Below are 12,827 nucleotides of genomic sequence, written 5' to 3'. Positions count from 1 at the left end.
AAAGAACAAAAAAGAATTAGATTGTTATTAGGCTTTTTTGAACTTTTGAAATCTTAGAAAACAAAAAAAAACTTTTGTGACTTTTGTGGTTGATATTTTTTAATTAATATTATAAAAAGCCAAAAGCAATTCGCTACAAGCCAAAAGCAATACTATGATTCGAGCAAAAAACATACATAAATTCTACGGAACTCTGGAAGTTCTGAAAGGCGTTGACATCACGATAAAGGCAGGAGAAGTTGTTTCCATTGTTGGAGAATCGGGCGCGGGAAAATCTACGCTTCTTCAGATTTTGGGTACTTTGGACAATCCGTCTGACCCAGATAAATACGGAACCGACATCGCTTTGGATGGCAACAGTTTTCTGAAGATGAAAGACCGTGAATTGTCTAAATTCAGGAACAAGAATATTGGTTTTGTGTTTCAGAATCACCAATTGTTGCCGGAGTTTACCGCTTTGGAAAATGTTCTTTTGCCATCCAGAATTGGCGGAATTTCTGAGAAAGAAGTTTTGGAAAAAGCACATTCATTATTCGAAGATTTGAATATCGCCAGCCGATTGCACCACAAACCATCTCAACTTTCTGGCGGTGAATCTCAGAGAGTTGCGGTTGCGAGAGCTTTGATTAATTCCCCAAAAATCATCTACGCAGATGAACCAACTGGAAATCTCGATTCCAAAAATGCTGATGCGCTTCATCAATTATTTTTCGATTTGCGGGACAAATATCATCAGACTTTTGTGATTGTGACTCACAACTCCGTATTGGCAGAAAGTACAGATAGGAAGTTGGTGATGAAGGATGGGCAGATTGTTTTGTAGATATTCAATTGATAGTTTGTGAAAAGAATTCTTAAACTTATACTGTTATTTATTCTTATTATTTCTGTTTTAGGAGTACTTTACTTTGTTTCAAAATGGAACAAAATAAGTTATGATGAGAATATAAATAAATCAAAAGGTATTAAAATTCTTGACAAAAAAATATTTCAGAATTTTTTTATAAATTCTGAATCAGCAAAAGTAAAAACTGATTTTGCGCTATTTGAAAATAAAAGTGATACTGTAAGTTCTAATTTTAATTCTACCTTAAACCCCAAATATCCAAATCTTCTAATTTTAAGATTCAACAGTGGAGACGGTTTTTCGGGTGTAAATATCAATGTTTTGAAGTATAAAAACTATTTTTACACAACAGCAGAATCATATACAGATGTTGTTTCTACTTCTGATTTTTTAGAATCCGAACCATATATCATAAAACAACAGAGATTGACTTTAAACAAATCAAATTATAAAAAAGGAGATAGTATCTATGGCAAAATTGAATTAGAAATCAAATTTACGCCTAATGATTCTATTTATAATGCGAAAGGATATTTTAAAAGTCTAATCGAATAACATCAATATTATTTTTTAGAAATTCCCGTTTAGTTTTTTAAACACATTCTTTTGAAATCATTTTTACTTTTAATTTTCTCACTTCTCCTTATTTCCTGCGAAGTCAAATCCCAGGAAAATCAATCCATTCTGTTTGCAAGTCCTGAAGCAAAAATCTCTCAGAAAATAGCTTATTTAAAAGCCTTTATCAAAGAATCAAATTACAATTCGGATAAAGCTTTTTTAATTGATTTCTCAATCTCATCTTCCAAATTCAGATTTTTTGTGGTGGATTTGAAGTCGGGGAATATTATCCAAAAAGCATTGGTTGCGCACGGCGACGGTTCGGAAGATGGAAAAGTAAATGGCGTTTTGAAGTTCAGCAACAAAGATGGTTCGCATTGTTCATCATTAGGAAAATACATCGTTGAGGAAAAATACAAAGGAAAATTCGGGATGTCTTACCGATTGACCGGACTTGATGAAACCAACAGCAATGCGAGAAGTAGAGCCATCGTATTGCACAGATTGAGTTGCGTTCCGGATGTGGAGCAGAAAGACGAGATTTGTTTAAGTTTCGGTTGCCCGATGGTTTCTGATAATTTCTTTAAAATTTTGGAGCAACATATTGATAAATCTGATAAAAAATTGATAATTTACGCCTACAATTAATTTTCAAACTCAGAACCAAAAACCTTGAACCTAAAATCCCTTGCGGAAGACGACCGCCCAAGAGAAAAATTCCTGTTGAAAGGGAAATCGGCAGTTTCGGATTCGGAGCTGTTGGCCATCATTATGGGAAGCGGAAATCGGGAAGAATCTGCAGTGGAACTGGCAAGAAGGATTTTAAATTCCGTGGAAAACAATTGGCATCGGCTCAGTCAATTATCAATCAAAGACTTGACAAAGTTCAAAGGAGTTGGTGAGGCAAAAGCCATTTCTATTGCCACAGCCTTGGAAATAGGTAACAGGAAATCTCAGCAGGAAGTTTTGGAAAGACAGCAAATCAGCAGTAGCAAAGATGCTTTCGAGATTTTACAATCACATCTGTCGGATTTGCAGACGGAAGAATTTTGGGCGATTTTCCTCAATCATCAAAACAAAATCTTGTACAAATCTTGCCTTTTCCGAGGTGGAATCGCGAGTTCTGTTGCTGATGTTCGTGTGGTTTTCAAAACGGCTTTGGAACATTTTTCCACTCAAATTATCGTAGCTCACAATCATCCGGCTGGCAGTTTGAAACCGAGCAAGGAAGATATCAACATCACGCAAAAAATAAAAGACGCTGGAAAATTATTGGACATCGATTTGCTGGACCACTTGATTCTGACGCAAAATAATTATTATAGTTTTAAAGACGAAGGGATTTTATAATGATAGAAAGAGTTAAGTATCAAGATATTGATTTCAAAAAATACAGCAAGTGCATAGAAAATTCTGTCCAGAAAAAGTTCTATGCAGAAAAAATATTTCTCGATATAAGCACAAAAAAGAATTGGGAAATATTGGTTTACAAAGATTACGAAGCTGTAATGCCAGTACCTTTTGTGAGAAAATTAGGTTTTAAACTTGCTATCAATCCAAAACTTTGTCAGCAGTTAGGCATATTTTCTAAAGTTGACTCAATCGAAATTAATGATCTTTTCTATCAATTTCTGAACAAAAATTATATTGTTTGGTATTACGCTTTCAACGATTCCAATAGATTTTCAAAACCATTAAAACAGAGGAATAACTTTTTGATTTTTCCTGACAAATATGAAACGGTAAGGCAAAAATATTCTCCAAAAAGAAAAAGAAAACTCCGACTAGACCAAGAGGTCATTGACAATTCCGACATCGTGAAAAATCCTGACTTGGAGCTTGTTAAAAGTTTTATCCAAAAAACAGGTTTAGGTGCAGAAGATAAAGATTTACAAGATTTCATCAGCCTTCTTGCAGATTTTCATCAGCAAAATCAATTGGATTTTTATGGCTTTTTTTATCATAGCAAACTTATCAACCTTATCGCAATCTATAGGGAAACATATTCTTTGGCGCTTTTAGGAACTTACAATGAGAGGGAATTTGTGAAGCTCAGCGGATCATCATATTTGATTGATAAAGTAATTTCCGAAAACATAGAAAATAAAATATTTGATTTTGAAGGTAGCGAAGTTCCCGCTGTAGAAGAGTTTTTCCGTGGATTTCGTCCTGAACTCAGGCCTTATCAATGCATTCAAAATAGCAAAGGTCAAGTCATCAAAGAGCTTATTAAATCATTATTTCTGCTTAAATAAAAACTTAATAAATAATTCTTTTTAACATTAATTAAAAATCCATTTTTTTGATCAAAAAGTATTAATTTTGCAGTCCGATTTCAGATATGTTTGATTCAGAATATTTTCCTTACGCCGCTGCGATGATCATTGCCTTGCCATTTTTGGTGTTTACAAGACAGTTCGTTCATGGCTTTATGAAACTCAAAAAACAGGAGATCAATTTTCTGGCCACCAAGACAAACAGTGAAATTAAACTGCAGGCTTTGGAAAGAATGACGCTTTTTTTAGAACGTTTGAAACCATCAAATCTCGTAATGAAATTTGATAAAAACCTTCAGCCACACGAATTTATCTTCCTTACCGAAAAAAACATCATCGAGGAATTTGAGTACAATGCTTCTCAGCAATTATATATATCCAAATCGTCCTGGCAAGACATCATTACCAGTAAAAATAATATTCTTCAAAGCCTCCGCAAAACTTATGAGGAAATGAATGAGAACTCGAAACTGGAAGATTTCAAAACCGTTTTCTTGATGAGCTACCTCAATTCCGAAGATTATATTTCCGATACGATAGAGAATCTTAGAAAAGAACTTAACAAAATAATATAAACACTAAAAAATACATGATTCCAAACTTTAAAGCCCATCCGTGGCACGGGATTTCAGCTGGAGACAATTCTCCGGAGATTGTAAACGTTTTCGTAGAGATCGTTCCTACAGACACCATCAAATATGAAGTTGACAAAGAAAGTGGCTACCTGAAAGTAGATCGTCCGCAAAAATTCTCCAACATTATCCCGGCAATGTACGGTTTCGTGCCAAGAACATATTGCGAAGAAGAAGTGAAGAATCTTGCCGTAGCAACTGGCGCAACAGACGTTACAGAAGGTGATCACGATCCTTTGGACATCTGCGTTTTGAGCTCACACAACTTCACTTCTGGTAACATCCTTTTGCAAGCGATCCCGATTGGAGGTTTCCAAATGATAGACAAAGGTGAGGCAGATGACAAGATCATTGCGGTATTGGTAGAAGATCAGGTTTATGGCCACATCAGAGACATTTCTGAGTTGCCAACTGCAGAGGTAAACCGTCTTTTGCACTACTTCCTAAGCTACAAAAACTTACCAACTGAGCCTGCAAAGGTGAAGATCGATCTAATCTACGGCGCAGACCAAGCTAAGAAAGTGGTCCTTGCATCTCAAAAAGATTACACAGACAATTTCGTTGACAAATTGAAATAAGAATAAGTCATATCAATTACAAATGCCATCTTTTCTAAGGTGGCATTTTTGTTTTAATTTTTGGACGCCTTTATCCGTCTTCCGTTCCCAATCTTTTTGCCTAGCTTTTCCCGCAACAAAAAAGGATTTCCACTCAAGCCGGGGCGCGCTTCGCCTAGATTGAAGATTTGTCGATAGGTTCGATGTAGCGCTATATTAGAATGTCACACTCAGAGAAGTCGAGGTGTTTGTCAAAGTAATTAAAGAAGTTTTCCTGTCAGAAATAATCCGGCAACAGAAAAATAGATGATCAAACCGGTAACATCCACAAGCGTTGCCACAAAAGGCGCAGAAGAAGTTGCTGGATCCAGCTTCAGTTTTTTGAGGACAAATGGAACCATAGAGCCAGAGATAGTTCCCCAAAGTACGATGAGCATTAGAGAAATTCCGATACTCAATCCTACGAAAGCCCAATGTTCGCCGTAGTCGAAAAGTCCGACTTTCTGCCACAAAGCGATCCGCATAAATCCAATAATACCTAAGATACTTCCCAGAAAAAGCCCAGTGAAGATTTCCTTTTTCATCACGTACCACCAATCTTTCAGACCAATTTCCTGTAAGGCCATTGCTCTAATGATAAGTGTTGCAGCCTGAGAACCCGTGTTTCCACCACTCGAAATGATTAATGGAACAAACAAAGCCAGAACTACGGCTTTTTGGATCTCATCTTCAAAATAACCCATCGCAGAAGCGGTCAACATTTCGGAAAAGAAAAGCACGATCAGCCAGAATCCACGTTTTTTCACCATTTCAAAGATGGAAGTTTGTGTGTAAGGCATATCCAACGCGTCCAAACCTCCGAACTTCTGAATATCTTCGGTATTTTGAGATTCGATTTGATCTAGGATATCATCAATTGTTACAATTCCCACCAAAACACCATTTTCTGTGATGATCGGCAAAGCACTTCGGTCATATTTTTCAAAATAAGGAACCGCATCTTCCTTGGAAGTTGTGGTTTTTATGGCTACAAAATGGTCATCGGTCAGTTCAGAGATCAGTTGCTCTTCATCTGCCAATAGGAGAGAACCGATTGTAATGTCATCAATCAAAATATTTTTTTCATCAACAACATACAGGAAGTTAAGCGTTTCCACTTTTTTTCCCACTTTTTTGATCTGCTGCAGACAACGTTTTACTGTCCATTCTTTACGGATCTGAACGTAGTAAGGCGTCATCAATCGCGCAATGGAATCAGCTTCGTACCCTAAAAGTTTTAAAGCCACACGTCTTTCCTGCGGATTTAAAAGATTGATTGATGATTTGATCAATTCATCCGGAAAATCCTCAAACAATTGGGTTCTGTCATCGGGTGACATTTCGTTCAAGATGTCAGAAACCTCGTGGCTCGCAATGCTTCTAATCGTTTCTTCCTGGAAATCAGGATCTAAGTGCGAGAAAACATCTGCTTTCTCGGACTTCGGTAATTTCAGAAATTGCAACAGACGTTCTTTCACTGGCAATTTACTCAGTGATTCTGCGACGTCGGCTGGATTCAATATGATTTCTGGATTCTCGATCGTTTAGAATTTTGCATTGCAAAAGTATTAAAATCTGAAAGAATACCTTTAGAAATAGATTAATATAATGTGAATAAAACTGCTTTTTTTGAAGAAAATCCTAGTTGGTCAGTTCTTTGTGTATTTTTCTGATCGCACCTTTGGTTCCTATGATCACAGAATTGGATGCAGAACCTAGCAATCTCCCGTTGCCTTTGTACGTATCGTACGAAGTTTCCATAATAAAATGCCCTTTGGAATCGTAAAGTTTCATACTCACGATTACCTGATTTGAAAAGACATACTTCCCAAATCCCACCTTGAAATATTTAACTTTTGGGATGATGGCAACATCGGCGTTGTTGTTTTCGCAAATCTCTTTCACGGTCTTGCTATCGACATCATCGAAGGAAATTGGGGTGTCAACCTGTAGATATTTGATATTCCCAAGAGATTTCATCTTGTCAGACGTGGCGCTATAGAAGGCTGTGTAGGTTGGTTCTTTGATCTCATTGATATCCGGAAAAACTTCAGGATTGAAATAGAGAACGGTTTTTACTTTCGAAACTTTGAAGTCTTTATTTTTGTAAACCAAGGCGTCACCATAATTTGCACAGGAAATCAGGAGGCTTGACAGATAGAAAGTTAGAAAAAGAGAGCGTAGATATTTTTTCATTTGTTTTTTGCAAAATTACAATGAATTTTCAATAATTCAATACGAATTTTAAGATTTTTTTAACAGAATTTGACAAGTGTATTTTTCGGTGTTTCAATCATTAATCATCACAAAATTCTTACTTTTGTTTTTATGACTTCAACAGACAAAAGATTATATCTGATAGATGCGTACGCGATGATTTTTCGCGGTTATTTTGCATTCATCAAAAACCCTAGGATCACGACAAAAGGTATCAATACTTCTGCCATTTTTGGTTTCACGAATTCTTTGATCGAATTAATAAAGCGAGATCGCCCAACACATTTGGCTGTGGTCTTCGATGTTGGGAGAACAAACGTCCGCCACGATGATTATGCAGATTACAAGGCAAACCGTCTGGAAACGCCGGAACCAATTCTTTTGGCAAAACCGTTTATCAATGATATTTTGAATGCAATGCACATTCCAATTTTGGGCGTTGAAGGTTATGAGGCGGATGATGTCATCGGAACAATTGCCTGCAAAGCGGAGAAACAAGGCTATAATGTCTTTATGGTAACGCCAGACAAGGATTTTGCACAATTGGTGACAGATAAAATAAAAATCTACAAGCCAAGTATGAAAGGCAGCGATATCGAGATTCTTGGTGTTGAAGAGATCAAAGCCAAATACGAGATCAACGACCCGAAACAGATCATCGATTACCTTGGAATGATGGGTGATGCGGTAGATAATATCCCAGGTTTGGATGGTGTGGGCGACAAAACAGCTAGAAAATTCATCCAGGAATTTGGGTCGATGGAAAATCTTTTGGCCAACACACACGCGCTGAAAGGAAAAATGAAAGAGAAAGTGGAAGCCAGCGCAGAACGTGGACTTCTGTCTAAGAAATTAGCAACCATTATTTGTGATGCGCCAATCGAATTTATCGAAGAACAATACGATCTCGATATGCCAGATTTCGATAAGGTCAAAGAGATTTTTGACGAATTGGAATTCCGAAGATTATATGAAAATCTCTACCGCGCATTCTCAAACAAAGAATATGTGGAGGAATTGATGGAAGTTGAAAATCCTAATGACGGAAAAGTTGAAACTTCCAGCGCGCCAAACAAAAATGGGATGATGGATATGTTTGCCACTTTCGAACAGCTGGATCAGGCAACCACCACAAAATCAAACATCGAAGGCAACGACCATCTTTATCAATATATCAATGATCCGAAAGCGCAGAGAATTCTGTTAAACAATCTCCTCAAGCAAAAAGCGGTTTGTTTTGATACGGAAACTACTTCGCTTAATGAACTGGAAGCAGAACTGATCGGGATGAGTTTTTCTTACAAAAAAGGCTTGGCTTATTATATTCCAATATCTGAAAATAGGGAAGAAGCCCAAGAAACCATTGAACTTTTCCGACCGTTTTTCGAAGCCGAAGATGTTTTGAAAATTGCTCACAATTTAAAGTACGATGCTAAAGTTCTTCAGAATTACAATATAGATATTAAAGGCAAGATCTTTGACACGATGATCGCGCATTACCTTCTGAATCCCGACGGCCGTCACGGAATGGATTATCTATCGGAAATGTACCTCGATTACAAACCGGTTTCCATCGAATCACTCATCGGTAAAAAAGGAAAAAACCAATTGACACTTCGGGAAGTGGATATCGAAACGCAAACAGCTTATGCAGCGGAAGATGCGGATGTGACGTTTCAATTATATGAATTGTTTGCGCCACAATTGGCCAAAGAAAATCTGGAAGAATTGTTCTACAATGTCGAAATGCCGTTGATGCGCGTTCTTGCGAAGATTGAATCGACAGGTGTAAAATTAGATAACAATTGGTTGGCGCAAGAAAGTATTGATTTGGAAAATGATCTTCGCGTTTTAGAATCCAAAATTTTCGAATTGTCTGGAGAAAATTTCAATATGAATTCTCCGAAACAGCTGGGCGAAATCCTTTTTGATAAAATGCAATTGGATCCGAAAGCGAAAAAAACCAAAACGGGACAATACGCAACTTCGGAAGATGTCCTTCAAAAATTGTCTTCGAAACACGAGATCATTGCCTCGATTTTGGAATACAGAACTTTGCAGAAATTGAAATCAACTTATGTTGATGCGCTACCAAGTCAAATCGATAAAAAAGATGAACGTGTTCATACGACTTTTGCGCAAACAGTCGCTGCAACAGGACGTTTGGCAAGTGTGAATCCGAATCTTCAAAATATCCCAATCAGAACTTTAAGGGGACAACAGATCCGTGGTGCTTTTGTAGCTGACGAAGGAAAAAAGATCATCTCCGCCGATTATTCTCAAATTGAATTAAGACTAATTGCTGAAATTTCCGGCGAACAAAATATGATCGCTGCTTTCCAAAACAACGAAGATATTCACGTTTCCACTGCGGCGAAGTTGTTTGATATTCCTTTGGAAGAAGTGACCAAAACCCAAAGAGGTCAAGCGAAAACGGTGAATTTCGGGATCATTTATGGTCAAGGTGCTTTTGCCTTAGCCGAACAGACCGGACTTTCCAGAACCGAGGCAAAGAAGATGATCGATTCTTATTATGAATCTTATCCGCGTTTGAAAGAATATATGGCAGAGCAGGTCAAGAAAGCGCAGGATCAAGGTTACGTCCAAACGATTCTTGGTAGAAAGCGCCATTTGAAAGATATCAATTCCAGCAATTTTGTGGTCAAAGCGCACGCTGAAAGAAATGCTGTGAATGCGCCGATACAAGGAAGTGCAGCTGACATTATAAAATTAGCGATGATAAAAATCGATGAAGAATTAGAAACTCAAAACCTTCAGACCAAAATGCTTTTGCAGGTTCACGATGAATTGCTCTTCGAAGCACCGATTGACGAAGTTGACGTTGCGATGTCATTGATCAAAAAAGAAATGGAATCTGCTTTTGAGACGACAGTTCCACTGCTAGTGGAAGTTGGTGTCGGGAATAATTGGTTGCAAGCACATTAAATTGTGTAAAACAATTATATATAATAGATTGTAAAATAAATTTTTAATTATTTTCATTTTAAGAATTCAAAAAATCATTATGCTTGAAAATATACCTTTTAAAGAAATTTTAGTTCTCCTTTTAGGAACATTATCAACATATTTGATTTGGAGAGTTCAATTCCAAAAGGACAGAATAAGAATAATAGAAAATCAACTTTCAGAAAAGAAATATAAAATTTATTCTGAATTAGTATATATTATTTTTGATGCATTTTATGGAGAGAAGATTGGGAAAAAGCTTAAAGATGAAGAACTTTTAAAAAGAATCTTAGACATAAAAAGAAATATGTTCTTGTATGCTTCTGATGAAATGTTTCAAGTTTTTACTGAATGGACACTTGAATTGCAAACACCCGAAAATAATGGTGTTGATCATTTCAAAAAGTATTTTAAATTATTGAAACTTGTCAGAAAAGATATGGGTCAAAAAAATACTAAACTTGAATTAGATGATTTTATGATTTATATAATGCAAAGTAAAGAAGAATATAAAATTTTTAAGCAAGCAAATAATTGGAAATAAAAAATAATTAAAATCAAAAAACATACAATATGAAAGCAGTAGTATTTTACGAACACAACACAGAGAAATCGATGGATGAATTTATGGCCGTTTTTCCACGCCACGAAGTGTTGGAAGAAGAGTTCATTAAATCTGGGAAAGTTTTAGGAACAGGTGCTTTTGCTAATCCTGGAGAAGGTGCGATGGCAATTTTCATCAACAAAGAGGCTGCAGAAGAGTTTGTGAATGACGACCCTTTTGTACAGGAAGGTTTGATTGCGAAAGTGACCATCAGAGAATGGAATGATGAACTAGCTTAAAATTAATAGATTATGATATCACTTGTAATACCCAAACTTCCTTTCATTAACAAGGAAAATACGATTGATTACTACTCGAAGTTAGGTTTTGAACTTGTTGCTGACCACGGCGATTATCTGATCACGAAATATCAGGATTTGGAGATCCACTTTTTTAGCTTTGAAACGTTGATTCCAGAAAAGTCAGATTTTATGATCTATCTCAGGATTAGAAATGAGATTGAAAAATTTTATCAAAAAACTCAGGATCAAGACATTGAAATCCATCCCAACGGAAAATTGGAAACAAAACCTTGGCAGATGAAGGAGTTTTCGCTGATCGATCCAAGTGGAACATTGTTGACCTTTGGAGAGAATAATTAATTCTAAATAATAGTTTATGGTTGACAATTCCACATCTGTTCCAATTCTTGTAGGCGCTGTATTTTTGTTCGCTGGAATTCTGATGTTTGTTTTTCCGCCAAAGAAAATCAACTACTTATATGGATATAGAACCAGTAGTTCTATGAAAAATATAGACCGATGGAATTTTGCTCAAAAGCTATCTTCAAGAATAATGATGATTGGCGGTGTGATACTCATTGTCACTGGAATTTTAGGATTGCTGTTTTTTAAAAGTGAGGAAGTTATTATCAATACGATTGGCATTGTGGAGACTATTTTATTAACCATTATCTTACTCCTTAAAACAGAATTGGATCTGAAAAAGAAATTTGGAAAAAATTTGTAACAATCCTTTTATAACGCCGACTTAATATTAAATTTACTTTATGAAAAATATAAAACTATATGGTTTTCTTGCTGGATTTGCAATTTTGCAAAGTTGCTCGACAGCCAAGAATTTTACCTACGAAGGTAAAGGCTTCAAAGAAGCTTACAAAAGCATCAGCCTGGAAGAATTAAAGACTAATCTATACGTAATCGCTGCGGACGATATGGAAGGACGTGACACGGGAAGTGCCGGTCAAAAGAAAGCGGGCGTTTACATGATTGAACAATACAAAAAAAATGGAATTGGTTTTCCTGAAGCTTTAGGTTCTTATTATCAAAAAGTACCTTCTGAAGCAATGAAAAAATATGGAGAAGCTTTGCCAGATTCCGAAAATATTATGGCCTACATCGAAGGTAGTGAAAAGCCAAATGAAGTAATCGTGGTTTCTGCACATTACGACCATGTTGGAACTAAAAATGGTGTGGTTTTCAACGGTGCAGACGATGATGGAAGTGGAACTGTAGCGGTGATGGAAATTGCAAAAGCTTTTCAGGAAGCTAAAAAGAAAGGCTATGGTCCAAAACGTTCCATTCTTTTTCTTCACGTCACTGGTGAGGAGCACGGACTTTTCGGTTCTGAATACTATTCTGACAACCCAGTTTTCCCATTGGCAAATACGGTTGCAGACCTAAATATCGATATGATTGGTCGTGATGATCCTGAAAACAGAGGCAAACAATATGTGTATGTGATTGGATCCGAAATGTTGAGTACTGATCTTAAAAAAATCAATGAAGCAGCAAACCAAAAATCTGTGAATCTGGAACTTAACTACAAGTACGATGATCCAAAAGATCCTCAAAGATTGTATTACAGATCCGACCACTACAATTTTGCAAAGCATAATATTCCTGTAGCATTTTTCTTTGACGGTATCCACGAAGATTACCACAAATCGACAGATGATGCTGATAAAATAGATTATCCGCTGCTGCACAAAAGAACACAATTGGTTTTTGCGACAGCGTGGGAATTGGCGAATAGACCAGAAAGAATCAAAGTTGACGGGAAGAATAACAGATAAGATAGAAATTAGATTTTAGGATCTAAATATGATCCAGTTTATTACTGATAAAAAAAAGACGGCAAATTTTTGTCGTCTTTTTTATTTTAAATTTT

General features: G+C 36.4%; 15 protein-coding genes. 13 read left to right on the top strand and 2 right to left on the bottom strand.

The window, feature by feature from the left end:
* Window positions 1–154: 154 nt before the first annotated feature.
* The 7 genes from PQ459_11435 (at window position 155) to PQ459_11405 (ending at window position 4,891) form a co-directional block, all read left to right on the top strand.
* On the top strand, window positions 155–823 hold the full coding sequence (locus tag PQ459_11435) for an ABC transporter ATP-binding protein (GenBank protein ID WDF45508.1): 669 nt from the start codon (window positions 155–157) through the stop codon (window positions 821–823).
* An 18-nt stretch (window positions 824–841) separates the two neighbouring features.
* Window positions 842–1,402, top strand: coding sequence for a hypothetical protein (locus PQ459_11430; protein ID WDF45507.1), 561 nt, complete (start codon window positions 842–844; stop codon window positions 1,400–1,402).
* 51 nt (window positions 1,403–1,453) lie between these two features.
* Window positions 1,454–2,053, top strand: a complete 600-nt coding sequence (locus PQ459_11425) for a murein L,D-transpeptidase catalytic domain family protein (GenBank protein WDF45506.1) — start codon at window positions 1,454–1,456, stop codon at window positions 2,051–2,053.
* 24 nt (window positions 2,054–2,077) lie between these two features.
* On the top strand, window positions 2,078–2,755 hold the full coding sequence (gene radC, locus PQ459_11420) for a DNA repair protein RadC (GenBank protein WDF45505.1): 678 nt from the start codon (window positions 2,078–2,080) through the stop codon (window positions 2,753–2,755).
* Window positions 2,755–3,660 carry a hypothetical protein gene (locus tag PQ459_11415; GenBank protein ID WDF45504.1) on the top strand — a complete coding sequence of 302 codons (906 nt, stop codon included), beginning with the start codon at window positions 2,755–2,757 and terminating at the stop codon, window positions 3,658–3,660. The genes radC and PQ459_11415 overlap by 1 nt, the downstream gene beginning before the upstream one ends.
* A gap of 86 nt (window positions 3,661–3,746) precedes the next feature.
* A complete protein-coding gene (locus PQ459_11410; protein WDF45503.1) occupies window positions 3,747–4,256 on the top strand; it encodes a hypothetical protein in 510 nt (169 codons plus the stop codon).
* A gap of 14 nt (window positions 4,257–4,270) precedes the next feature.
* The gene (locus PQ459_11405) at window positions 4,271–4,891 is read left to right on the top strand and encodes an inorganic pyrophosphatase (protein ID WDF45502.1); all 621 of its coding nucleotides are present in this window, start codon (window positions 4,271–4,273) and stop codon (window positions 4,889–4,891) included.
* Window positions 4,892–5,130: 239 nt separating this feature from the next.
* On the opposite strand, the gene mgtE is transcribed toward PQ459_11405, so the two are convergent.
* Window positions 5,131–6,429 (bottom strand): magnesium transporter, encoded by a 1,299-nt coding sequence (gene mgtE, locus PQ459_11400; protein ID WDF45501.1) that lies wholly within the window; start codon window positions 6,427–6,429, stop codon window positions 5,131–5,133.
* 121 nt (window positions 6,430–6,550) lie between these two features.
* A complete protein-coding gene (locus PQ459_11395; GenBank protein WDF45500.1) occupies window positions 6,551–7,105 on the bottom strand; it encodes a pyruvate decarboxylase in 555 nt (184 codons plus the stop codon).
* Between the two features lie 132 nt (window positions 7,106–7,237).
* Here PQ459_11395 and polA point away from each other — a divergent pair, with 132 nt between their 5' ends.
* From polA to PQ459_11365, 6 genes are all read left to right on the top strand, one after another.
* The gene (polA, locus tag PQ459_11390; protein WDF45499.1) at window positions 7,238–10,072 is read left to right on the top strand and encodes a DNA polymerase I; all 2,835 of its coding nucleotides are present in this window, start codon (window positions 7,238–7,240) and stop codon (window positions 10,070–10,072) included.
* A 79-nt stretch (window positions 10,073–10,151) separates the two neighbouring features.
* The gene (locus tag PQ459_11385) at window positions 10,152–10,637 is read left to right on the top strand and encodes a hypothetical protein (GenBank protein WDF45498.1); all 486 of its coding nucleotides are present in this window, start codon (window positions 10,152–10,154) and stop codon (window positions 10,635–10,637) included.
* Between the two features lie 29 nt (window positions 10,638–10,666).
* Complete coding sequence (locus tag PQ459_11380; GenBank protein WDF45497.1) at window positions 10,667–10,936, top strand: YciI family protein; 270 nt, start codon at window positions 10,667–10,669, stop codon at window positions 10,934–10,936.
* 12 nt (window positions 10,937–10,948) lie between these two features.
* Window positions 10,949–11,299 (top strand): VOC family protein, encoded by a 351-nt coding sequence (locus PQ459_11375; GenBank protein ID WDF45496.1) that lies wholly within the window; start codon window positions 10,949–10,951, stop codon window positions 11,297–11,299.
* Window positions 11,300–11,315: 16 nt separating this feature from the next.
* A complete protein-coding gene (locus PQ459_11370) occupies window positions 11,316–11,666 on the top strand; it encodes an SdpI family protein (protein WDF45495.1) in 351 nt (116 codons plus the stop codon).
* Window positions 11,667–11,706: 40 nt separating this feature from the next.
* Window positions 11,707–12,732, top strand: coding sequence for a M28 family metallopeptidase (locus tag PQ459_11365; protein ID WDF45494.1), 1,026 nt, complete (start codon window positions 11,707–11,709; stop codon window positions 12,730–12,732).
* Window positions 12,733–12,827: the final 95 nt, after the last annotated feature.

The sequence above is a fragment of the Chryseobacterium sp. KACC 21268 genome (assembly GCA_028736075.1).
Lineage (GTDB): Bacteria > Bacteroidota > Bacteroidia > Flavobacteriales > Weeksellaceae > Epilithonimonas.
This window is presented reverse-complemented; position numbering and strand designations above follow the sequence as displayed.